Source organism: Zhongshania aliphaticivorans, from assembly GCF_001586255.1.
Lineage (GTDB): Bacteria > Pseudomonadota > Gammaproteobacteria > Pseudomonadales > Spongiibacteraceae > Spongiibacter > Spongiibacter aliphaticivorans.
The window spans coordinates 205,798-230,244 of the sequence record NZ_CP014544.1 but is presented as its reverse complement, the minus strand read 5'-3'; the positions used below and the strand labels follow the sequence as shown (position 1 = coordinate 230,244).

Sequence of the window (24,447 nt, the reverse complement as noted above, 5' to 3'; positions counted from 1 at the left end):
GATGACGCGCAGGTATGACGAAGCACCCCGTCACCCCTGCGGAGGTCGGGCCCCGCCCCTGCGAAGGCAGGGGGTCCATCCCAGCAACAACGTTCAAACTAAACGTAGCACCAAACCCCAAAAGCATTCACTCCGCTCACTTGGATACCTGCCTGCGCAGGTATGGCGAAGTATTTTTGTACATGGCTACCTGCCCCTACCTTCTCAGGGATGACGAAGCACCTCGTCGCTCCTGCGAAGGTCGGACTCCGCCCCTGCGAAGGCAGGGGGCCCATCTCAGCAGCAGCGTTCAAACTAAACGCTAACACCAAACCCAAAAAAGCATTCACTCCGCTCACTTGGATACCTGTCCCTGCCTTCGCAGGGATGACGCGCAGGTATGACTCGACAACATTCAAAGCGTAAAACCGTCACCCCTGCGGAGGCAGGGGTCTCACTTTTGCGTCTCCCGTCTCCCATCCAGCATTGAGCGCCAATCAAGCCCTCAGCCGCCATCGCCAATCCGATCCAATTTATAATCCCCCGACAAGACCCGCTGCCACCACTGGGGATGATCCAAATACCACTGCACGGTTTTGCGAATACCCGACTCAAAGGTCTCTTCAGGTACCCAGCCCAGTTCCCGCTGAATTTTGCTGGCGTCAATGGCGTAGCGAGCATCGTGGCCAGGGCGGTCTTTAACAAAGGTGATTAAGTCTTTAAAGCCTTTGCCGCTGGCGCGGGAGTTTTCATTTTCTGGTGCCAGCTCTTCCAGCAAGTCGCAGATAGTGTGAACCACCTCAATATTGCGCTTCTCGTTGTGCCCACCAATATTGTAGGTTTCGCCCAGCTTCCCTTCGCTTACCACTTTGAACAGCGCGCGAGCGTGGTCTTCTACATAGAGCCAGTCGCGGATTTGACTGCCGTCGCCATACACCGGCAGGGGCTTGCCGTGCAGTGCATTCAAAATAATATGGGGAACGAGCTTTTCCGGAAAATGGTAGGGACCGTAGTTGTTTGAGCAATTGGTAACCACAACGGGTAAACCAAAGGTGCGCCCCCAGGCTCGAACCAAATGATCAGATCCTGCCTTGCTCGCGGAATAGGGGGAACTCGGTTCATACGAGGTCGTTTCGGTGAATAGGTCATCGCTGCCGTGAAGGTCGCCATAGACTTCATCAGTGGAGATATGATGAAAACGGAAGGCGGCTTTTTTATCACCCGCTAAACCCTGCCAATAATGACGGGCGGCCTCCAGCATATTGTAGGTGCCCACCACATTGGTCTGGATAAAAGCGCCGGGGCCGTCGATGGAACGATCCACATGACTCTCGGCCGCAAGATGCATTACCAGATCAGGCCGATGCTCTGCAAACACCGCACTCAAGGCAGCAAAATCGCAAATATCTACCTGCGCAAAGGCGTAACGCGCTGACGCTTGCGCATTGGGAATGGATTCCAGATTGCCCGCATAGGTCAGGGCGTCGACATTGACTACCGAGGCATCAGTATCTGCCAGAATATGGCGAACAACGGCACTGCCGATAAAGCCTGCACCGCCAGTAACTAAAACCTTCATTTAACGTCCTTATCAATGTAGTTAGATAGTAGCTTTTCGTACTGAGCCAAAATATCATCCCACTGAAAATTTTCCCTAAAATTTTCACGCGTATTTATTTCAAGTTTCTCTACTAACTCTTTATTTTGAAAAATCTTCTCAAACGCATCAGACGCTTGTGAGTCACCAGAAAAGTAAATAGCACCTTCTTTAGCAACCCAGCGATTAAACGGATTGTCGTGCGCAATTATCGCATTACCGGCACCGATTGACTCAACTAAAGAAGGATTTGTTCCTCCGACTTGATGACCATGAATATAAGCGGTGCTATAGAACCGAAGGGCGCTTACCTTCTCGACATCGTAGATAGCACCCAAGAATACAACCTCATCAGAAACCGCATTTAATACTGCTCGATGATAAGCATTTTCTTTATCGTAATTACCAAGAACGACTAGCTTTTTACCTCTCTTCTTTTTTGAAAAACCACTAACAATCTCAAGAATTGAATTCTCAGGCTCAGGCCTAGCTATCACAATAGCGTATTCATTTTTTACAAGGTCAAACTCAGCAAGTATATTTTCGTCAGCACAAGAAACTTCAAGACCCCCATAGGGAATCATTGAGATTTTTTCGCAACTTACCCTTGTCGCTAAATGATCTTCGATACGAGGGTGATCAGCTACCAGATGATTACCAAACCAACAACCTAAGCGTTCATTCACCCAAAACCAGCACTTAGCAACAACACTCCATTTCTGGCGACGCCATTCAATGCCATCCATATTTATAACGTTCTTCTTGCCGAATACCCTATGCAAGAGATTAAAAATAGCCGTGTTATAACCGAGTGTTAAAAACACGCCGTTGTGGCGTAAAGAGTGAATAACTGACTTTAAATCAAAAATGACCGTACCTAATGCACCACTATTGTTTACTGGGATATGAATGCGCTTAACGCCATTCCAGTCGCTTTCATAAATAGGGCCGACACCATCTTCTTGACAATAAACAATTATATTCCATCCACGATCCTGCAGAAATCCGCATAGATATTCTGCAAAGGTTTCGAAACCTCCATGGCTAGCGGGAACACCTCTAATCCCTAATATAATTAAATTCATTTATTTCACCGAATATCTCTAAATAGCGTAGAAAGCATTGCTCATCAGTAAATCGATCGAGGTAACGCCTACTTCCCATTTCACCCATTGAACTCCGAAGGCTTCTATCCGCCATTAAAATCCCAATTGCGACAACAAATTTCTCAACATCTGCAGGCTCTACCAAATACCCTGACTCACCATGCTTAACAATATCCTGTAATCCACCGGCATCCGATGCCACTACCGGGACGCCAAGCGACATTGCCTCTACCGCGACTCGCCCAAACGGCTCTGGTTGTAGAGAAGGAACAAGTAAAATATCGATAGACTTATATACATCTCCAACGGAATCCACAAAGGGGATTAATTCAACAAACTCAACCAAAGACAAGCTTTGAATTTTATCTTTAAAGTTCCGTAAAAACTCTAAATTCCCAGAATGGGCATCTCCTACCACAACTACCTTGAAATCTTTATATCCTCTAGAAACCAATTCCGACACAATATCCAACAAAAACATGTGCCCCTTCCATTCACTTATTCTACCGACGAGACCTAACATGACTTTTGAATTATCGCGATATCTATTAAACGAACCGCTACTTACTTCCGGTGGTCTTACGCCATTATTCACGACGAAATATTTCCCCCCCCCTCCAAAAATTCTCACCCAGCTTCCTGTTGCCTCTGAATTAGAAATAACAAGCCTAGAAAAACACCTCACCATAAGCCGAAGAAAAACTGATGCCAGTTTTGGCCTTTCAATAATCTCCCTTACATTCCACACATGAGGGACATTCAAAACACTTGCAACCACCACTCCCCCAAATACCGCAACAGTATTAGTATGTACAAATTTTACCTCTGCAAATTCTTTGCGATTTCTTAGTACAAAGAAGAGCATGAAGAAGATCGATCGCAATAATTTAGCCACACCCAACAAACCAAATGCTGAACGATCCACTTTGCATACATCAAGCTGATAAATTCTCAACCTATGTCCATATCGACTTTGCATCTGCCTCAAATAATCCAATCCCAATCCATTTCCTTCAGGAAGAAAAAAGATCACTCCCGAATCTGTTTTTGACAGCAAAAAATTCGCCATATCAATAATGCTTTTGTCCGAGCCATACAGCTCTAGCGACTGATGGACTATCAAAATCACCCCGTTTGCCCCCGCTTAAATAGCTCACGAATCTCACTCAACAGGGATAATGGCGCACTACTTTTCAATAACACACACCATTTAAGTGAAAAATAAGTAATTCTGAACACAAGACGAATTTTAAGAAAACTAGCACCTTCGAATACAAATTTCCAAGCTCCCACTAACGATCTCAATCTATTCAAGTACTCTGAATTCGCCGCCATATTCCCCCTCAAAGCTGAATCATGCTTAATCGTCACATCCAAGATGGAAACTGGAATATTTCTTTTGGAAACATCAACAAAAAACTTTGTATCTACACCGTAAAATGTCAGCCTTTCATCAAATCGAACACCCGTATTAAATACGTCCTCCGATATCACCGTACCACTCATCATTCCAACCAAGGAACCATTTTTCGGCCCACTTAGCAATTCAGCCTTTTTAATCTTCCGACCCTTTACCCCAAGCACTACACCGGGAGAGATTACCTCGTTATTAAATTCTATTATTGGTAATCCCACGCGGGCATCGCCTCTACTGCAAAATTCTTTAAGCGCTAAAAAATACTCATTATTTAAAGTTGAATCATCATCGAGAATAACGTAAAAGTCGGACTCGACAGATGTAACAAGGGTATTATAAATGCTTGATAGCGGCCGATTTTCACCTGTATGAAAAACTCGACACTCTATACCAACGTCACATTTATCAAGATCGAACCCTCTCTTACTATTATCCCATACAAGCAGAACATCGTTCTCGCTTCCGTTCCAAGACTCAATCGATTTCAAAGTTTCACTGTCAATAGGGTCAATTTTATATAGCACTACGATGAACGCGATTCGGTAATTCATTTGACCCACTCACACAAAGAAGAAATACTATGCAGAAATAAAAAACAGACCCTGCCGTATGCTGCACCGCCATTACCGAAGAAAGAGACAAAATCAACGCCATCATCAACGAAAATGCCCGCTTATCGTTTTTTTTCATTTGGCGATGCACATCGTAATTTACCCTACTGATCGCCCTTACCAAATACCAAATTGGCAAGATCGAAAAAACACCCAGCTCCCGAAACGAGTAAACATAAAATGAATCAAATCGACCAACATATTTACCCAATCCCTCTCCCATTAGCGAAACTGAAGAAATTGCATCATAGTATTGCAGCACTCGACCTTGGGCAGATGAATCTAACAGTGCGGAAAAGAAATAGCCGACAAACAAGATAAAAATTGGCGCGAGAAGGAAAGCTGCAACTCCAAACACCGCCTTGCTTTTTATCCTATCGAAATACGAGGCGTATAAGGCTGAAAATACTATAACAAAAATTGCGGTACGAACTTGACTTACATGCACAGACAAGATCAACACGCCCCCGGCTAAAATAAAAGCAAATCTTGCTCCCTTACTCTTAAAAACAAGAAAACCCCTTACGCACAGAACAAATGCCAAACTAGCAACAAACCCAAAGAGCAAAGCGGAATTCATTAAACCAGAAGCTCTCAGCTTTTCATCACGTTCTAGCTGGTACGACATAAACCTCTCGTGCCATTCTATTTGACTATACTCCCAAGATGCTTGTATCAGTTCGTAGCGCCAAGTGCTTTCAATATTCCCATCATAGGAATAATATTGATAAATCGCTATTAGCCCATTTGCGACACAAACAAAGATTATTCCATTTACAAATGCATTCAAAGAAAGCTTATCCCCAGCATCATGGACAATCATCTCTGCCAAAAAAATATACAGGAATATGCTTCTCCACCCATTAACTGCTGAGACAAATCCATTTTGCCCCGCCCCCCACACCAACAGCAAAGCGGAAGCTACAAAGAGAAACAAAACAAAACCCTGCCCCGTCAACCTACCGCCACGACGAAACAAATAACACAAGAAAACCTGAACAAACACTAACTCAACAAAAATTTTGGCAACACTAACCTCCCCCAGTCCATACCCGGAAAAAAAAAGAAGGTAGTCTGAAAAAACTAAGTACAGTGGCACACAGAAGAGCGTAAAAGAATACTTTCGCCTAGATATAAAATACAAATTTATTGCCAGCAAAAACAAAAATACCAGCTCAATTAAAAATATCACTTGTAGTCAAACACCATAAAATCATTGCAATATATGCTTCGAACCATTTTCTCAGCCTCTTCACTTAAGCCGTCAGTTTTATTAGAGGCATTAACATTTTTAAATGATAGCTGCAGATCACCTCCAAATATCCTATCTGCCACATACTTAAAGTCCGCCTCTAAATTCTCATATCTCCCAACAAAATCGACCATTATCTCATTGTTTTTATTACACAAAAAATAACTCTGTGGATAAAAATGTTCTGCATAGTTTACTGCTCGCTCCAAGCCCCCCCCGAGAACAAAATGATTCAAATCATCAAATTCTGCTAAATAATTAGCCTTCCAATATTTATCAGAATAGGTACGACCTCCCGCCATCAAGTAATAATAGGCAGAAATCATTCGATCAACTGGATCACGAACGAATGAGAATTTAAAAGCTTTATTCCATAAATATTTACTACGCAGCCGATGCTCCCTCCATGAATCATGCGTCGATTCATCAACACCATATATCGAATTCACTACAGAAATTCCTGCTGCCTTAGGCACATGAACAAAGATTGATTTAGTAGCTACGTGACACCGACGAGGGCATTCCAATATTGCCCTCTTCTTTTTTAGGTTAATTATTTGCTCAGGACTTAATAAACCTTGAAAAAATCGACCCAGCACCCCCCCTCCTCAATACTATTCCACTGCCACTAGAAAAAATAGCCCATATTTAATAAGCGCTTTTGCTGACAAATCCTTTAAAAACTGTTTTTAGAACAATGGTAATATCCATCCAAACCGACCAATTCCGAATATAAAACAAATCAAACTCCACCCGTTTCTGCATCTTCTCCAGCGTATCCGTCTCACCTCGCCAGCCATTCACCTGCGCCCAACCGGTAATGCCAGGCTTGACTAAATGACGCTGCATATAACCACTGATTTTGTCTCGGTAAAGCTCATTGTGCGCCACAGCGTGGGGCCGTGGCCCAACTATGCTCATTTGCCCCTGGAGCACATTAATGAATTGCGGCAATTCATCCAAGGATGTTTTACGCAGGAAGGCGCCCAGTTTGGTAATTCGCGCATCATTTTTGGTGGCCTGCACAACCACATCGCCATTGTCACAGGTGGTCATTGAGCGGAACTTCCACACCATTATCTCTTCGCCATTAATACCGTAGCGCCGCTGCTTAAATATAACAGGGCCTTTAGAGGTGAACTTAACCGCAGCAGCTATAAAGAGCATTGGAATGGCAATAAGGCACAAGATTATTGAGGCGAGCGTGACGTCTTCTAAACGCTTTACGATTGCATCGAATGAATCAAAGGGGGTGTCGTAAACACTGACTACCGGCAGGCCACCAATTTCGCGGCTGCGGGCATTAAGCATTTTAAAGGTAAACACGTCTGGCACTATGTGAACACAGCAAGAGCTGTTAGCGAGGTATTCTACCAAGTCTTTTATGGTTTCTTCTTCGCGCATTGGCAGGGCGATGTAGATGTCGTCGAACTCGCCTGCGCGGGCCTGAGCTTTTAAAAACTCGATGTCGCCAAGTACCTGCAGGTTTTCGCCATCTAGCGGTTTAGCACCCACAATTACGCGGTTATCAAAAAATCCGGCAACATCTAAGCCCATCCATGCACTTTGCAAAATGCTTCTTGCCAGAGTTAGGCCGGGTTCTTTTGCACCAACTATGGCAACTCGGCGAGTGTTAACACCAGTGCGGCGTATTTCTCTAAGCACAATGCGGGCAGACACACGATAAAAGCTGATTGCTACCGGCACGGCCAGCGCCCAGGCAATCATTACACCGCCGCCATAGGATTCGCTTAATTCAAATACAAAAACAACCGTTAACAATGCACCCAGCACCACCAGCCACGTGGCAATCACGGTTTTTACTTCGGTAAACAGTGATTGCCCGCGCCATGAAAAATACAGGCCGTTTTTATGGGCAAATATGTGGTAACAAATTGAACTTAAAAAGGCAGCAATTTGATAACACACCGCCCAACCATAATCGGCAACGCTAACAAGCAACGCCAATATACCCCAAATTAACAGCACATCTGTTAGTTGATGCACCGCCATTAACATGGAGTGATGCTGACGAATAAAACCTGATTGCGGCAGGTTGGTGGTCAAATTCACTCTTTCAGTATTCACAGCAATTCCCTCGCTTAGGAATTCATCTTTTACACGTTTTATTTCATCTGGAGCGCGGGCATTCCTTTGGCAAGGCTCTACAGATGCTACTTCTTACTCAATGCATAGCGTCTATATGGCTATACACTGCAATACGGAGGTTAAAGTTTAGCTGCTCCTAGGCGCTTTGCACCAAAAAATACGCACGCCCTAAGCAAGCGCGTAATTCTGAGCCAATACAGTGCAAAAACCAAGCCCCAATATAGGTAATTACTCCGCTTTAGGCCCGTTTGCTGCATTCCCTCGCTTATAAGCCACAGCGCTGTACTGACTTAGCCTTACCATTTTACTCAAATGCAATTAGTGGGCCATTGTGGTGGTGCGTGGTTTACGGCTGCCAGTCTTGCATTTGCGAGCTTGGATCCTTGCCTTCGCAAGGATGACAGCTTAAGCACCTCAAGAATAACTACATTAAGTACCTCAAGGATGACAGCTTAAGTACCACAAGAATAACTACATTAAGTACCTTAAGGATGACGACATTCAGTACCTCTAGAACGACTGCTTAAGCACCTTAAAGATGCCTGCGTAAGTACCCGAGACCGGCAACTCAAGCACCCAAGCCTGACTACATGAGCACCTGTTAACTACTTAAGCACATCAAGGGCGACTACTTATTAAATACTCTAGAGCAACTACATAAGCAGCCACGGAGACTGCTTATGTCGCTCATGGCGATGTAAGCTTTCTCAATAACCCTTAAAACACCCCAGAATGGCCACGAATGCCCCCAAGGGGCCACTTATACACTTTCTATGCTAATTACTAGGCCCTTCAAGCGACGACCAAACTCCCACAGAAAACACTTAGCTGCTCCTGCTGGTGCTTTTCCCTTCTGAATCTTTGCTATTGCGACCAAGCTCGCTTAGCTGCGCGAATTCTGGCAGCTAATTACTACAGATTTGTTAATGTGCGGATTTCTTGCAGATTCTAATTACGCTGACTGTCAATTTGTTCACAACTTATTAGTTGCTAGGCAACTCTGGCACAGCGGGGCTGGTACCCTCCCTGCAAGCTAGGTATCATTGGCCGCTTTACGGTAGTTAAGACTAAGGATCGACATTCGCGACAGGAAGGGCGGATGTCGCAATTCTGTGTAAACGGCATACATTTTGTATATAGCCCAATCGTTTACTAAATTTACTTACAGTCCTTTAATTTTAACAAAGGCCAAAACTTACGCAGCCAAGGACTTTACTGCATGAATGGATTAAGAGCTTCTTTATTAACGGCGCTTGTTTGTAGCACCACAGCCTGTACTGTGGTTCCCGGTTCAAACATGGGCAGAATGAATTCTTTTTGGTACAACGACACCCCAGAGGAATACTCACCCGCCACCACCGATATTAATTATATTCCCATTGATGCCACTGTATTGAGCCATCTTGGCAGCGCAGCACCTGCGGCGCCAAGCACAAACGACGAATTGCGCAGCGCTGTAGTCAATTACAATTACCGAATTGCGCCAGGTGATGTACTCACTATTACGGTGTGGGAACACCCAGAGCTGACCATTCCCTCTGGTTCATTCCGTAGCGCCGAAGAAGGCGGCAATGTTGTAAAAGCCGATGGCACGGTATTTTACCCCTACGCCGGCGAGCTGCCAGTGTCTGGCCTGACCACTGGCGAGGTACAAACCTTATTACAAAACAAACTAGGCTCTGTTATTAAACGCCCTCAGATTGATGTGCGGGTTGCCGCTTTTCGCAGCCAAAAGGTCTATGTTAGCGGATCTGTAATGAAGCCTGGCGTGGTGCCAATTACGAATACGCCGCTCACCTTGGTGGATGCTATAGAGCAGCTTGGCGGCCTCACCGACACGGCCACCTGGGGTGATATCATCCTTAACCGCCAAGGCAGCACTCGCCACATCACCCTTCGCAGCCTTTACGAAGAAGGTCAGTGGAGTCAAAACCTGTTATTGCAAGATGGCGATTTAGTTCATATTCCCCGCAATGACGCAGAAAAAGTCTTTGTATTGGGTGAGGTAAACCGCCCGCAGAGCTTGAACATGTCGCGCAATGGCACCAGCCTTGCCGAAGCCTTAGCGGAAGCTAATGGTATAAATGAAAGCAGAGCAGACGGTCGCGGCATATATGTATTGCGCAATACTGGCGTTAAAAGAGATCCCGCCAACGGCCAACCCGTATATTCGGCTACGGTTTACCATTTAAACGCAGCCTCTGCAGTAGGCTTTATGTTTGCAGACTCATTTCCGCTTGAACCACGAGACGTTGTATATGTATCGCCAGCGCCCATTACACGCTGGAACCGTTTTTTGAGCCAACTGTTACCGTCTATTCTCGCTACCGACAGAATCGGCGACATAGAAGCTAGGTAAGCTTAATTTTGCACAGCTCAGCAACACAGAATAATTTTTGCCTGCACACTCGCGTGCAGGCAGCACACCCAAATTTTTATTTTTGGTATTCAATTCTATGACCGCTACTACAAGCAGCAGCCCCGCCCCGCGACAACAAGCCCAAGACGACGAAATCGATTTACTGGCCTTATTTGCGACTTTATGGGATCAAAAATGGCTTATTGCAGCCATTACCGCCGTGTTTATGGTAATTGGCATTGCCTACGCCTTACTGGCGTCACCCGTGTATAGGGCAAATGCCATTATACAGGTAGAGGAGAAGTCGCCCGGCTTGCCCGGCATGAGTGACGTTACCGAGATGTTTGGTGGCGAATCTGAGGCCATTACCGAAATTGAGCTTATTAAAAGCCGCAAGGTGATTGGCACGGCGGTAGATAATCTCGATTTAGATATTCAAGTAGAACCCCGCTATTTTCCCGTGCTTGGTCGCGCCATAGCCCGGCGTTTTGCCGGTGAAGCTAACGAGCTTAATTCGCCCATACTCGGCTTTGGCTCCTACGCCTGGGGCGGCGAGCGCATTAAAGTTAGCCGCTTTGAGGTGCCCGCCACACAATTTAATGAAGCGCATACTCTGGTCGCTGAAGAAAGTGGTTTTACGCTGTTATCGCCTGATGGCGAGGCGCTACTCAGTGGCGAAGCGGGTAAGTTAATACGCGCCGAGGGCTACGAGCTTTATATACCCACGCTGCACGCCCGTCCTGGCACCCAATTCACCCTCAGTCGCCTGCGCCGCTTAAGCGCAATTATCACTCTTCAAGGAAGCATGGGCGTATCTGAACGCGGTAAAGATTCGGGCATTTTGGCGCTGTCTATAGAAGACACCAAGCCCGACCGTGCCGAAGAGATTTTGAATGTTATTGCCAGTACCTATCTGCGGCAAAACGTGGAGCGCCAGTCGGCAGAAGCCGCTAAGAGCTTGGATTTTTTGCGGGAGCAGTTGCCTAACATTAAAAAAGACCTTGAAGAGGCCGAGCGCAAGTTTAATGCCTATCAGGTTAAAGTGGGCTCGGTGAACATTAGCGCCGAAGCCGAAGCGCTGTTAGACCAAGTGGTGGACATTGAATCTGGCATTGCTGAATTGCAATTGCAGCAAGCTGAGCTAGACCGTAAATACACCCGCGACCACCCCGCTTACCAAGCTTGGCGGGAACAAATGGCCGAGCAAATGGCTCGTAAAACGGAATTTAACAGCCGTATTAAAGGCCTGCCAGAAACCCAGCAAGAGCTATTGGGGCTAAAGCGCGACCTAGAAGTGGGTACCGAGATTTACACCCAAATGCTCAACAATATTCAAGAGTTGGATATTGTTCGCGCGGGCACCGTGGGCAATGTGCGCATTATTGACGACGCTGCGGTAAATATTGAAGAGCCGGTTAAACCCAAGAAGGCGCTTATTGTTGTTATTGCGACCTTGCTCGGCGGTTTCTTGGGCGTGGCATTAGTACTGGTGCGGGCGGCGCTGAATCGCGGTATTGAAAACCCCGACGACATAGAAGCCATTGGCCTGCCGGTGTATGCGTCTATTCCTTTGTCGGATGAACAACGTAAATTGGATTTTGGCAGCCGTCGCTCGGCTCGGCAGTTGCGCAAAATACGCAATCAGCATCCAACGGCGTTGCTCGCACAACGCAACCCCACCGACATCACCATAGAGGCCTTGCGCAGCCTGCGTACCAGCTTGCACTTTGCCATGCTGGAAGCCAGCAACAATATTATGATGATATCTGGCCCCAGCCCCAATGTTGGTAAGTCTTTTGTGTCGGGTAACTTGGCGGCAGTAATCGCCCAAGCGGGCCAGCGCGTACTGCTAATCGACATGGATTTGCGTAAAGGCTATATGCACAAAATGTTTGATGTAGGGCCTGAGAATGGCGTGTCGGATGTTTTAAGTAAGCGTGTGCAATTGCAGGACGCAATACAGCCAACCAAAATTGCTGAGCTTTTTATACTGCCTAGAGGCGCAATACCCCCCAACCCGTCTGAACTGCTTATGAGCAAAGGCCTAACGCAGCTGCTCGAAGCCGTCAGCGCCGACTACGACCTTATTATTGTTGATACGCCACCCATTATGGCCGTAACCGATGCGGCGATTATCGGCCGCCAGTGCGGCGTCACCATGCTAGTAACCCGCTTTGGCTTAAACCCTGTTAAAGAGCTGGAAGTCACCAAGCAGCGCTTTGAACAAAATGGTATTACGGTTAAAGGCGTTGTACTCAATGCGGTAGAACGCAAAGCTTCAGGCTATGGCTACGGTTATGGTTACGGCTACTACCAATACGAATATAAATCGGATAAGGCGGAGAGCTAGCGCTCGCGGTTTAGCCCAAGCTCCGCTGCGGGCTTGGGCGCCGGTACTTAACACCTAATTCGTTGCAGAGATGGACCCCCTGCCTTCGCAGGGGTGACTGAAAGCCCAACGTCATAATCTTATTTGGTCATCCCTGCGCAGGCAGGGATCCATGTCAGCGTAGCAAATGCCTTATTACCCCAACGTCTAAGCCCAAACTTCGTTGCTGGGATGGACTCCTGCCTTCGCAGGAGTGACGATTGATTTGGTTTGGTGTCGTTGCCGTTAAGCCTTCGCTGGAGCGACGATTGGTTTAGCGTGGGGTGTTTGCTGCAATACTTACGCAGGCCAAAACGGGCCATGCATTAGATTCGCAGCACCCATCAAGTCATCCCTGCGCAGGCAGGGATCCATGTGAGCGTAGCAAATGCCTTATTACCCCAACGTCTAAGCCCAAACTTCGTTGCTGGGATGGACCCCTGCCTTCGCAGGGGCAGAGTCCGGCTTCGCAGGAGTGACGGAACGTTTGTGTTTAGGGCGTTTCGTCATACCTTCGCAGGAAGGTATCCATTTGAGCGCAGCGAATGCCTTATTAGGCCAACGTCTAAGCCCGAACTTCGTTGCTGGGATGGACCCCTGCCTTCGCAGGGGCAGAGTCCGGCTTCGCAGGAGTGACGGAACGTTTGTGTTTAGGGCGTTTCGTCATACCTTCGCAGGAAGGTATCCATTTGAGCGCAGCGAATGCCTTATTAGGCCAACGTCTAAGCCCGAACTTCGTTGCTGGGATGGACTCCTGCCTTCGCAGGAGTGACGATTAATTTGGTTTGGTGTCGTTGCCGTTAAGCCTTCGCTGGAACGACGATTGGTTTAGCGTGGGGTGTTTGCTGCAATACTTACGCAGGCCAAGACGGGCCATGCATTAGATTCGCAGCACCCGTCAAGTCATCCCTGCGCAGGCACGGATCCATGTGAGCGTAGCGAATGCTTATTGCGCCAACGTTTAAGCCCAAACTTCGTTGCTGGGATGGACCCCCTGCCTTCGCAGGAGTGACGATTGATTTGGTTTGGTGTCGTTGCCGTTAAGCCTTCGCTGGAGCGACGATTGGTTTAGCGTGGGGTGTTTGCTGCAATACTTACGCAGGCCAAGACGGGCCATGCATTAGATTCGCAGCACCCATCAAGTCATCCCTGCGCAGGCAGGGATCCATATGAGCGCAGCGAATGCCTTATTAGCCCAACGTCTAAGCCCAAACTTCGTTGCTGGGATGGACTCCTGCCTTCGCAGGAGTGACGATTGATTGTAAGCGTCCGGGCAACTCACCTTCCCATCTTACTGTAAGATAGTAGTCTTGGTGTCCACCTCATACTAAGTGGACACCAACAATGGATACTCAAGGATTACTTCCCGCACCAGCCACACCACCTCGCCGCAAACATTCGCTTCAGTTTAAGGAGCAAGTTGTGGCGGCGAGCTATGCTTCGAATACATCGGTGGCAAGCGTAGCGCAGCAGTTTAAAATCAATGCCAATCTCGTGCATAAATGGCGGCGCCAGTTTGAAGCGAAGGCGGCTGGGCGTGATGACTTTATTAAAGTTGCACCGCGAATTCCCGTCAAGGCAATGGACGCCTCATGCCCTGATACCACGCTAAAAGTCGAACTAAGCAGCCCCCTTGGTCCCGTCACGATCCACTGGCCAATGTCCGGTCTTGCCGATTTAGCTTCATGGCTGAAGTCCCAATCATGATTCGTATCGACGAGATTTGGTTGGCGCGTGAACCGCTGGATATGCGCGCTGGCCCAGATACCACTTTGGCGCGCGTGGTGCAAAGCTTCGGCGAAGCACGCCCTCATTGCGCCTACCTTTTTGCCAACAAACGCGCCAATCGCATGAAGGTTTTAGTGCATGATGGTTTCGGCTTATGGCTAGCTGCTCGACGATTACATAAGGGTAAATTCAGTTGGTGCGCGCTGCGTGAAGGGCAAGCCATTGTCCTGGATGAAGAACAATTACAGGCACTGGTGCTTGGTTTGCCGTGGCGGCAAGCGGGTGGCGCAGCCACCATCTCGGTGTTGTAATCACGGCCAAATTTGCGTCTTAATTGCGCGCTGACGAGCACAGTTGCCGCGCCTCGTCCATTTACAAAATCGTCATCGAACGCGGCGCCAAGTTCTGGCAAAGTAAGGTGATGACTCAGCCAGCCGACCTCCAAAACTTATCTCCCGACCAGCTTCGCAAGCTGGTCATGCAGTTGCAGGAGACGGTGACTGCCCAAACGCACAAGATCGCCGAACGCGATCAGTGCATTGCTCAACGCGAAGCCTCGCTCGAACAACTACAAACCCATAAAGACAAGCTGACCCATGAGTTAGCGCTGTTGCGTCGCCACCGCTTTGGTAAGCGCAGTGAAGGGATCGATAAGCACCAGCTCGCTTTATTGGACGCGCTGGTCGACGAAGACATCGCCGCAATTGAGGTTGAACTGGAGAGAGTCTCGGTTACGCCAGAACAGCGCGAGCGCAAAAAGCCCAAACGCCAGCCACTTCCCCAAGACTTGCCCCGCACCGAGATTCACCATGAACCCGAGAACACAAACTGTGCTTGCGGCTGTGCACTCACTCGGATCGGTGAAGACGTTAGCGAGAAGCTCGACTACCAGCCCGGCACCTTTAGTGTTGAGCGTCATATCCGCGGCAAATGGTGCTGCCGTGATTGCGACAGTTTGGTACAAGCTCCTGTCGCAGCGCACATTATTGATAAAGGCATTCCCACCACCGGCTTGTTGGCCCAAGTACTCATTAGCAAATATGCCGATCATCTACCGCCGTACCGCCAAGAACAACAGTTTGCCCGTAGCGGCGTCATAATTCCCCGCTCAACATTAGCGGATTGGGTGGGTCGTTGTGGCGTAGAGCTACAGTCTTTAGTGGATGCTCTGCGCGAGCAACTATTAGAACAAGCAGTACTACATGCCGATGAAACACCTGTTGCGATGTTGGCGCCGGGTAAGCAGCGTACTCATAAAGCCTATGTCTGGGCCTATGCGGCAACGCGCTACTCCCCGGTACAAGGTGTGGTCTACGACTTCAGGCCCAGCCGCTCAGGCAAAGAATCGAGAGACTTCCTCGCAGATTGGCGAGGGAAGTTAGTTTGCGATGATTACAGCGGTTACAAAGCGGGCTTCGCCAATGGCATGATCGAAATTGGCTGCTGGGCCCACGCTCGGCGTAAATTCCACGACCTGCACGTGGCCAACAAAAGCCAGATTACTGAGCAGGCGCTGGACTATATTAAACAGCTCTATCTCATCGAGCGGGAACTTGTTGAACTAAGTCCTGAGCAGCGAAGGCAACAACGACAAGAACAAGCCAAACCGATTATCGATCAGTTACAGCATTGGCTGATCGGAAAGCGGCAGCAGGTACCCGATGGCAGCGCGACAGCCAAAGCAATCCAATACAGCTTGAAACGCTGGGATGCGCTCACGCGTTACTTGGATGACGGCGCTGTGCCCATCGACAATAACTGGGTTGAGAATCAAATTAGACCTTGGGCGCTTGGCCGTTCGAACTGGCTGTTTGCGGGGTCGCTGCGCAGCGGTCAGCGCGCGGCTAACGTAATGACCTTAATCCAGTCCGCGAAGATTAATGGTTTAAACCCACAGGCCTACCTAAAAGATGTAATGGAAAGATTGCCGACTCAGCGGGCGTCAAAGATCAGCGAATTACTGCCGCATAATTGGCAGCCGTAGGCAATGTGGGTTTGCCGGACGCTTACGATTGATTTGGTTTGGTGTGTTTTCCGCCATCCCTGCGCAGGCAGGGATCCATGTGAGCGTAGCGAATGCCTTATAGCCCCAACTACTCATGGGGTTATGAACCGCCGGTGTATTGCGTTAAAATTCCGCTACGCCTTCGGTGCAATGTGAGTTTAAAAGCCAATTGCCCGAACTATCTGCCGCACGCATATTCGGTGAGCTATGAAACGTATTATATATCCCGGCACGTTCGACCCCATTACTCGTGGCCATATCGATTTAGTTGAGCGGGCTTGTAAGTTGTTTGACACGGTTGTGCTTGCCGTCGCCAACAGCGAGAAGAAGGTGCCCATGTTTGCGCTTAAAGAGCGTATGGATTTGTGCGCCGAGGCCTTGGCTCATGTGCCCAATATTGAAGTATGCAGTTTTACTGGATTAACGGTGGAGCTGGCTAAGGCGCAAAACTGTAGTATTATTCTGCGCGGCGTTCGCACCGTGGCGGATTATGAGTATGAATTACAGCTTGCCAATATGAACCGTTCACTGGCGCCAGGTATAGAGACTGTGTTTTTAACGCCAGGCGAGTCGCTGTCGTATGTGTCGTCGTCATTGCTCAGAGAAATCGCCAGTATGGGCGGCGAAGTGTCGCGTTTTGTGCCCGACAATGTGAGTAAAGCACTCAACGCGCGCTTCCCTCCCCGCAAGTGAGCATGCAGTGGCGCTAATTATTACCGAGGAATGCATTAACTGTGACGTGTGTGAGCCTGAGTGCCCCAACGAAGCCATTTATCAAGGCGACAGCATTTACGAGATAGATCCCAATCGCTGCACCGAATGCGTTGGCCATTTTGACGAACCCCAGTGCCAGCAGGTTTGTCCTGTGGATTGCATTCCCCTTGACCCGGCATTTATCGAGACCGAGGAGCAATTAATGGTGAAGTATGAGAAGTTAATTGCCGCTGGGTAAAATAAAGCACAATCTGCAGCCAAGGACGGCCGCCAATGAAACAACCCTGTGTATACATACTCGCCAGTAAGCCGCACGGCACCCTCTATATCGGCGTAACAAGCAATATTGTCGCTCGAATTTGCCAGCACAAGGCAGACTTGGTCACGGGCTTTAGTCAACGCTACTCAGTTCACCGCTTGGTCTACATTGAATTGCACCAAGAAATGTATGCTGCCATTACTCGCGAAAAGCAGCTTAAACGGTGGAAACGTGAATGGAAAATTCGCCTCATTGAAGAAAAAAATCCCCAATGGCAAGACCTTTACCCTGAGCTGTTTTGAGGCGGTGTGATGAGCCGGACTACGCAGGGGTGACTGAAAGCTCAACTTCATAATTATTTTGTCATCCCTGCGCAGGCAGGGATCCATGTGAGCGTAGCGAATGCCTTATGGCGCCAACGTCTATACCCAAACTTCGCGGCAGAGATGGACTCCTGCATTCACAGGGGCAGAGTCCGGCTTCGCAGGAGTAACGGAAAGTTCGTGTTTAGGGCATTTCGTCATACCTTCGCAGGAAGGTATCCATTTGAGCGCAGCGAATGTCTGTGGCGGAAGTGTTAACTTTGCGCTCCGTTGCTGAGATGGACCCCTGCCTTCGCAGGGGTGACTGAAAGCTCAACTTCATAATTTTATTTTGTCATCCATCCATGTGAGCGTAGCGAATGCCTTATGGCGCCAACGTCTAAGCCCAAACTTCGTTGCAAAGATGGACTCCTGCCTTCGCAGGAGTGACAGCAGTTTAATTCTCCTTTGATGTTCAAGTCTTTGCCGGAGGACCGAAGCTTAACTCCCTGTTTACGTTCAGCCTTCACCGCAACAACGATTTATATTTAAGTCATCCCTGCGCAGGCAGGGATCCATATGAGCGTAGCGATTGCTTTAGCGAGGCTTTGCGATTCATCGCGCCACGTGGCAAGCTAATTTACCGCTTTTACTACGTGATTACGTTTATGTTTACTACCCAGCAGTTGCTCCGTTTTTCAATTTTGCTTTTGATCAGTTATGCGAGCTACGCAAGTGACCCAACAATTGTGCCTGAGGCGGCCAGTGGTTTTAATAAAAGCCCTGCTGTTACGGCCAAATCGGCGATGGCAGTAACAGCAAATCCTTACGCCACTAAGGCAGCGCAAAAGATACTTGCCCAAGGCGGCTCAGCTGTAGACGCGGGAATTGCCGCGCAGTTGGTATTGGGCTTGGTAGAGCCGCAATCGTCGGGCATTGGCGGTGGTGCGTTTATGCTGTTTTGGGATGCGCAACGCAAACAGCTCAGTAGTTGGGATGGCAGGGAAACCGCCCCCCAGGCAATAAACGAACGCCATTTTCTGCATACTGACGGCAGTGCGATGGGTTTCTTTGAGGCGGTTATTGGCGGTCATTCGGTTGGCGTTCCAGGGGTGGTGGCAATGTTGGATGCCGCACATCGCCAATTTGGTGAGCTGCCGTGGTCAACGTTATTTACACCCGCTATTGAATTGGCCGAAACCGGTTTTGTTATCTCTCCCCGCCTTCACACCTTATTGAAAGAGATGCCAAAGGTCGCGGTGAATCCAGCAATCAGTAGCTACTTTTTTAATGCCGCTGGAAAGCCAAAGGCCGTTGGCGACCTTTTACAAAACCCGGCTTACGCGGCGACGCTAAGAAAGCTCGCGCAGGATGGCGGCAAAGCTTTTTACCACGGTGATATTGCTAAGAATATGGTCGCCGCAGTGGCGAATGATCCCAACCGCGCAGGTAGCCTTAGTCTCAGCGATTTAGCTAATTACCATGCTATTCAACGACCTGCAGTGTGCGCGCCTTATCGAGAATACCAAGTTTGCGGTGCCCCCCCACCCTCATCGGGAGGAACGACAGTACTGGCCATTTTAGGCATGATCGAGGCCATTGAGCGCCAGCGCGGCGCCTTGCGGGGAGTCGATTTTATTCACACCTTTATTGAGGCCTCTCGACTCGCCTTTGCTGATCGCAATCGCTATATTGCCGATCCCGATTTTGTGACGGTGCCGACCGCGGGACTGGTCGAGCGCCACTATTTAAAATCTCGTGCAGCGCTTATTAAGCCAAATCGCCGCTTGGCTACCGTCGTAGCCGGTAAGCCCGTCGGCGCCCCAGCGGTTGTTGACAGTTCCTCACCAGAGTTACCCTCCACCAGCCATTTCAGTATTGTCGACGCCGACGGCAATGTTTTAAGCATGACCACGAGCATAGAAACCGCCTTTGGTTCGCGGGTGTTTGTGGGTGGCTTTTTGCTGAATAACCAACTCAGCGACTTCTCTTTTAGCCCGGCTGAGAAAGACGGCAGCAAAATTGCGAATCGTATTCAAGCCGGAAAGCGGCCGCGTTCGTCAATGTCACCCATTATTGTGTTTAAAGATGGCAGCCCCGTTCTGGCAATAGGCTCGCCAGGTGGCGCGCGCATTATTGACTATGTTGCGGGCAGCCTTTACCGCGTGCTTGGCCAAGGTGAAGCTATTGATACCGCCATTGCCAGCGGGCATATCATTGCGATGGGAGACCTTGTCGAGCTAGAGGCTGGCCGGTTTGATCGTGATGTTATTAAACAATTACAAAAGCGCGGGCATCCGGTTAAAGAGAGCGATCAAACCAGTGGGCTACACGGTATTCTGATTAAAGAATCAGGGCTGGAAGGTGCGGCGGACCCTCGGCGCGAGGGGCAAGCGCTGGGGTATTAGTATTCCCAGCTAATATAGTATCGACTCCGTTGCTGGGGTGGACTCCTGCCTTCGCAGGAGTGACAGTTGGCTGGTGTGGTTGGCGCTAGGTCTTCGTGCGGGTGACAGCAGTTTAATTCTCTCTTGACGTTCAGCCTTCACCGCAACGACGATGTAAATTTAAGTCATCCCTGCGCAGGCAGGGATCCATGTGAGCGCAGTGAATGCCTTGTCGCGCTAACGCCTAAGCCCGAACTCCGTTGCTGGGATGGCCCCCCTGCCTTCGCAGGGGCAGAGTCCGACTTCGCAGGAGTGACAGCAGTTTAATTCTCTATTAACGCCTGCCTTTCGCAGGAGTGACAGTTGATTTAGTGTGGCGTGTTATACCGTCATGCTTGCGTGGGGTGGCGAGCTGAATTTATTTTGTCATCCCTGCGCAGGCAGGGATCCATGTGAGCGCAGTGAATGCCTTGTCGCGCTAACGCCTAAGCCCGAACTCCGTTGCTGGGATGGACCCCCTGCCTTCGCAGGGGCAGAGTCCGACTTCGCAGGAGTGACAGTTGGTGTAGTTGGCGCTATGCTTTCTTGGAAGTGACGCCAGTTTAATTCTCTGTTGACGTTCATCCTTCACCGCAACGACGATTTAAATTTAAGTCATCCCTGCGCAGGCAGGGATCCATGTGAGCGTAGCGAATGCCTTATCGCGCTAACGTTTAAGCCCGAACTCCGTTGCTGGTATGGACTCCTGCCTCCGCAGGAGTGACGGCTGATTTAGCTTGGTCTAGTTGCCGTCATAATTACTCAGGTATGTACCGCAATTCCCTAATCGTCATCCCTGTGCAGGAGCGACGATTGCTTTAGCTTACTTCTGACAGCGTCGACAGAACACGGTTGTGCGTTGGGCTATGCGGATCTCGCTCAATTCCTTCATACAGCCCCAGCAGGGTTGGCCGCCGCGACCATAGACTTGCAGTTCTTGCTTGAAGTAGCCAGGTTTACCATCCCCGCCAACAAAGTCTTTAAGCGTTGTGCCGCCTTGGGTTATGGCTTTGTCGAGCACGCTTTTAACCTCGTCTACCAGGCGAGTATAGCGGGCTAGGCTGATACTGCCGGCCTCTCTTGTGGGACTAATGCCGGCCATGTAGAGCGCTTCATTTGCATAGATATTGCCAACCCCCACAACAACATGGGCATCCATTAGAAAACTTTTTATCGGCACCATGCGTTTGCGGGAGCGCTTAAATACATAAGCCGGATTAAAATCGTCGCTCAGTGGCTCAGGACCAAGTTTGGCCAATAATTTATGACTCGCTACATTCTCGCCCTCAACCCAAACAACGGCGCCAAATCGGCGGGGGTCGGTATAGCGCAGAATTTTGCCGTCGTCCAAGCGCCAATCCAAGTGATCGTGTTTTGCCACAGGGGTATTAGTATCAACAAAATACAAGCGACCCGACATACCCAAGTGGATAACCAGGTAACCGGTGGGTAGGCGGATTAATAGATATTTGGCTCGGCGCTCGACAGATAGAACCTCTTGACCGCACAAGTGGTTGGCAAGTTCGAGGTCGACCGGCCAGCGTAAACGATGGTCGCGAATAATAACGTCGCTGAACACGCGACCAATCAAATGGGGGGCTATGCCGCGCTTGACGGTTTCGACTTCGGGGAGTTCGGGCACGGGGGTTTTGAACCTCAATGTGAGTTGTAAAGCCTGAGTTGAATTGTAACTTACGCAACCTAGTAGGCACCACGACTGCGGCCGTTGGAGTGACGAGTGAATTAGCTTGGCATATTTGCAGCCATCTCTTCGCAGGAGTGACGCGTGGAAGAGTGTGGCGTATTGCCGTCATACCAGCGCAGGCTGGTATCCATATGAGCACAGCGAATGCCTTGTCGCGCTAACGCCTAAGCCCGAACTCCGTTGCTGGGATGGACCCCCTGCCTTCGCAGGGGCAGAGTCCGCCTTCGCAGGAGTGACGATCGGATTAGCTACGCATATTTTGCACCATCCCTTCGCAGGAGTGACGATTGGAAAAGTATGGCGTATTTGCCGTCATCCCTGCGAAGGCAGGGATCCATATGAGCGCAGCGAATGCTTTAAACAACATGACATCCCCGGTATTACTGGCGACAATACGCCAAATTCTTTATGGCGCGCACGTATGTCACTAGCCCCTCACATTGCTTATCTTGGTGTGGACACTGGCGGTACGTTTACCGATTTTGTGTTGTTTTATGAGCAGCAAGTTCGCAGTTATAAGTGTCTGTCTACCCCAGATCACCCCGAGCAGGCCATTTTAACGGGAATTCGCGCGTTGGGCCTGACGGAGCTCATTGCCGCTGGCCATTTAGTTGTGGTGCACGGTTCAACCGTTGCCACCAATGCCGCGTTGGAAGGCAAGGGGGTGCGCACGGCGTTTATTACAAATCGCGGTTTTGGCGATATGCTCACCATTGGTCGGCAAACCCGTTCGGCCCTATATGATTTACGTCCGGCACCAAAACCCGAACCGGTACCCGCGAACTTGTGTTTAGAAACCGGTGGGCGTATTGGTGCCGACGGTAAGCTTATCGACGACCTCACCGCAAATGACATCGCCGCGTTGCAAGAGCAGATTCGAACACTCAAGCCTGAAGCAGTAGCGATCAATTTATTATTCTCGTTTATAGATGATCGCTTTGAAAAGGCCATTGCCGAGGCCATGCCGGAGGCTGTGTTTGTGTCGCGCTCTTCGCAGGTTTTGCCTGAATACAAGGAGTATGAGCGAGGCATGGCGACGTGGTTAAATGCCTGGCTTGGCCCCAAAGTGGCCAGCTATCTTGGTCGTTTGCAGGCCGAGTTAAAGACCACGCCACTGTCAATTATGCAGTCTTCCGGCGGCACTACTGACGCCGCCAACGCCGGTCAACGGGCGGTAAATTTGCTTTTATCAGGCCCTGCTGGGGGCTTGGCGGCGGTAAAGCATCTTGCCGATAGTTTGCCGCGCCCTCACTTGATGAGCTTTGACATGGGTGGCACGTCCAGCGATGTAGCCTTGATCCATGGCGAGATAAAACTCACTAACGAAGGCAAAATTGGCCCTTACCCTGTCGCGGTTCCCATGGTGGATATGCATACCATAGGCGCTGGCGGTGGCTCCATTGCCTATGTTGATGAGGGCGGCATGCTGAGGGTGGGCCCGGAGTCGGCGGGCGCCGACCCCGGCCCCGCCTGTTATAACAAAGGCGGACGAAAGGCCACGGTCACCGATGCCAATATGGTGCTGGGCCGCCTGCCCGCGAGTGCCAAGCTCGGCGGCGCGATGCCGCTTGATATCAACGCCGCCCGCAGCGCCGTCGGTGCGCTCGCGCAGCAGTTACACTTGAGTATTGAAGAGGCTGCCGCAGGAATTATCGCCATTGCCAACGAGCATATGATCCGCGCACTGCGGGTGATCTCTGTGCAGCGCGGCTACGACCCTGCCGAGTTTAGTCTCTGCTGTTTTGGCGGCGCCGGAGGTTTACACGTGTGCGCACTCGCCGAAGCCTTGGGCTGCACCGAGATTATTGTGCCCAATTACGGCGGGGTATTTTCTGCCTTAGGCATGTTGCTGGCGCCTAAAGAGCGGCAATTATCTCGCACGCTCAATGCCAAGCTTGCGTCGGTTAGTAGTGAAGCAGTGTTGGGGCATTTACATAATTTGGCGCTCACTGGCCGCGCGCAATTGCAAAACGAAGGCGTTGACGACGCCGAGATCACCGAGCACCCCAGTGTCGATCTGTGTTACAGCGGGCAGTCCTATACCTTAAATATCCCTTGGCAGACTTCGCTGGCCGATCTAGAGAAGGCCTTTCACCAAGCCCACGAACAACGTTACGGGCATAGGCTGACGCTGCCGGTGCAGCTCGTTAATATTCGCCAAGCCCTGCGCGCCGCCACGTCGATCCCGCCCCTGCCGAATTTAGCGCCGCGCCCACCTTGTCAGCCAATAGACCAAGGCTCTGTTTTTTTCGCCAAGGCCTACCACGCCACCCCGCGCTTTGTGCGTGATGAGCTGGCCAGCGGGCAAAGGATTTTAGGCCCCGCGCTCATTAGCGAAACCGTGGCCACCACCTGGCTCGCCGAAGGTTGGCAGGCGACAGTGAATGCGCAAGGACATTTGCTGATTCGTGAGCTTAATCGCCAATCACCAGCTAGCCAGCCCAAGGCATGACAGAAAGCGGCGAATGCGGCTACAGTAGGCGGACTAAATTTAATCCTGCGCTAACAGG

The 24,447-nt window shown here is 49.7% G+C and carries 18 protein-coding genes; 10 read left to right on the top strand and 8 right to left on the bottom strand.

Going from position 1 to position 24,447, the window contains the following annotated elements; translation table 11 throughout:
- Nucleotides 1-484: 484 nt before the first annotated feature.
- The 7 genes from rfbB to AZF00_RS01070 are packed head-to-tail and all read right to left on the bottom strand — an operon-like array spanning nucleotide 485 to nucleotide 8,050.
- Nucleotides 485-1,558: a dTDP-glucose 4,6-dehydratase gene (rfbB, locus tag AZF00_RS01100; RefSeq protein WP_062382545.1), complete on the bottom strand. Its 1,074-nt coding sequence runs from the start codon at nucleotides 1,556-1,558 to the stop codon at nucleotides 485-487.
- Entirely contained in the window at nucleotides 1,555-2,661 is a 1,107-nt protein-coding gene (locus AZF00_RS01095) for a DUF1972 domain-containing protein (protein ID WP_062382541.1), read from the bottom strand. Before AZF00_RS01095 ends, rfbB begins: the two co-directional genes overlap by 4 nt.
- Nucleotides 2,636-3,811: a glycosyltransferase family 4 protein gene (locus tag AZF00_RS01090; protein ID WP_062382537.1), complete on the bottom strand. Its 1,176-nt coding sequence runs from the start codon at nucleotides 3,809-3,811 to the stop codon at nucleotides 2,636-2,638. The genes AZF00_RS01095 and AZF00_RS01090 overlap by 26 nt, the downstream gene beginning before the upstream one ends.
- Nucleotides 3,808-4,650 carry a glycosyltransferase family protein gene (locus tag AZF00_RS01085; protein ID WP_156474831.1) on the bottom strand — a complete coding sequence of 281 codons (843 nt, stop codon included), beginning with the start codon at nucleotides 4,648-4,650 and terminating at the stop codon, nucleotides 3,808-3,810. The genes AZF00_RS01090 and AZF00_RS01085 overlap by 4 nt, the downstream gene beginning before the upstream one ends.
- Nucleotides 4,613-5,902: a hypothetical protein gene (locus AZF00_RS01080; RefSeq protein WP_062382531.1), complete on the bottom strand. Its 1,290-nt coding sequence runs from the start codon at nucleotides 5,900-5,902 to the stop codon at nucleotides 4,613-4,615. Before AZF00_RS01080 ends, AZF00_RS01085 begins: the two co-directional genes overlap by 38 nt.
- Nucleotides 5,899-6,561 (bottom strand): sulfotransferase family 2 domain-containing protein, encoded by a 663-nt coding sequence (locus AZF00_RS18815; protein WP_082793635.1) that lies wholly within the window; start codon nucleotides 6,559-6,561, stop codon nucleotides 5,899-5,901. The genes AZF00_RS01080 and AZF00_RS18815 overlap by 4 nt, the downstream gene beginning before the upstream one ends.
- A gap of 49 nt (nucleotides 6,562-6,610) precedes the next feature.
- The gene (locus tag AZF00_RS01070; protein WP_062382525.1) at nucleotides 6,611-8,050 is read right to left on the bottom strand and encodes an undecaprenyl-phosphate glucose phosphotransferase; all 1,440 of its coding nucleotides are present in this window, start codon (nucleotides 8,048-8,050) and stop codon (nucleotides 6,611-6,613) included.
- 1,240 nt (nucleotides 8,051-9,290) lie between these two features.
- Here AZF00_RS01070 and AZF00_RS01065 point away from each other — a divergent pair.
- The 9 genes from AZF00_RS01065 to ggt all read left to right on the top strand — a co-directional run bounded on the left by AZF00_RS01065 (nucleotide 9,291) and on the right by ggt (nucleotide 20,214).
- On the top strand, nucleotides 9,291-10,430 hold the full coding sequence (locus AZF00_RS01065; protein WP_062382522.1) for a polysaccharide export protein: 1,140 nt from the start codon (nucleotides 9,291-9,293) through the stop codon (nucleotides 10,428-10,430).
- 97 nt (nucleotides 10,431-10,527) lie between these two features.
- Nucleotides 10,528-12,780 carry a polysaccharide biosynthesis tyrosine autokinase gene (locus AZF00_RS01060; protein WP_062384796.1) on the top strand — a complete coding sequence of 751 codons (2,253 nt, stop codon included), beginning with the start codon at nucleotides 10,528-10,530 and terminating at the stop codon, nucleotides 12,778-12,780.
- Between the two features lie 1,362 nt (nucleotides 12,781-14,142).
- Nucleotides 14,143-14,505, top strand: coding sequence for a transposase (locus AZF00_RS01055; protein ID WP_082793634.1), 363 nt, complete (start codon nucleotides 14,143-14,145; stop codon nucleotides 14,503-14,505).
- Nucleotides 14,484-14,837: an IS66 family insertion sequence element accessory protein TnpB gene (tnpB, locus tag AZF00_RS01050; RefSeq protein WP_081482690.1), complete on the top strand. Its 354-nt coding sequence runs from the start codon at nucleotides 14,484-14,486 to the stop codon at nucleotides 14,835-14,837. Before AZF00_RS01055 ends, tnpB begins: the two co-directional genes overlap by 22 nt.
- Nucleotides 14,838-14,947: 110 nt before the next feature.
- Complete coding sequence (gene tnpC, locus AZF00_RS01045; protein WP_062384793.1) at nucleotides 14,948-16,510, top strand: IS66 family transposase; 1,563 nt, start codon at nucleotides 14,948-14,950, stop codon at nucleotides 16,508-16,510.
- A gap of 228 nt (nucleotides 16,511-16,738) precedes the next feature.
- A complete protein-coding gene (gene coaD, locus AZF00_RS01040; RefSeq protein ID WP_062382515.1) occupies nucleotides 16,739-17,224 on the top strand; it encodes a pantetheine-phosphate adenylyltransferase in 486 nt (161 codons plus the stop codon).
- A 7-nt stretch (nucleotides 17,225-17,231) separates the two neighbouring features.
- Complete coding sequence (locus tag AZF00_RS01035) at nucleotides 17,232-17,483, top strand: YfhL family 4Fe-4S dicluster ferredoxin (protein WP_008253427.1); 252 nt, start codon at nucleotides 17,232-17,234, stop codon at nucleotides 17,481-17,483.
- 35 nt (nucleotides 17,484-17,518) lie between these two features.
- Complete coding sequence (locus AZF00_RS01030; protein ID WP_062382512.1) at nucleotides 17,519-17,806, top strand: GIY-YIG nuclease family protein; 288 nt, start codon at nucleotides 17,519-17,521, stop codon at nucleotides 17,804-17,806.
- A 668-nt stretch (nucleotides 17,807-18,474) separates the two neighbouring features.
- Nucleotides 18,475-20,214 carry a gamma-glutamyltransferase gene (gene ggt / locus AZF00_RS01025; RefSeq protein ID WP_062384789.1) on the top strand — a complete coding sequence of 580 codons (1,740 nt, stop codon included), beginning with the start codon at nucleotides 18,475-18,477 and terminating at the stop codon, nucleotides 20,212-20,214.
- An 841-nt stretch (nucleotides 20,215-21,055) separates the two neighbouring features.
- Here the strand turns inward: ggt and mutM are convergent.
- Nucleotides 21,056-21,874 carry a bifunctional DNA-formamidopyrimidine glycosylase/DNA-(apurinic or apyrimidinic site) lyase gene (mutM, locus tag AZF00_RS01020; RefSeq protein WP_062382508.1) on the bottom strand — a complete coding sequence of 273 codons (819 nt, stop codon included), beginning with the start codon at nucleotides 21,872-21,874 and terminating at the stop codon, nucleotides 21,056-21,058.
- A gap of 484 nt (nucleotides 21,875-22,358) precedes the next feature.
- On the opposite strand from mutM, the gene AZF00_RS01015 reads away from it, so the two are divergent.
- Nucleotides 22,359-24,389 carry a hydantoinase/oxoprolinase family protein gene (locus AZF00_RS01015; protein ID WP_062382505.1) on the top strand — a complete coding sequence of 677 codons (2,031 nt, stop codon included), beginning with the start codon at nucleotides 22,359-22,361 and terminating at the stop codon, nucleotides 24,387-24,389.
- Nucleotides 24,390-24,447 lie beyond the last annotated feature (58 nt).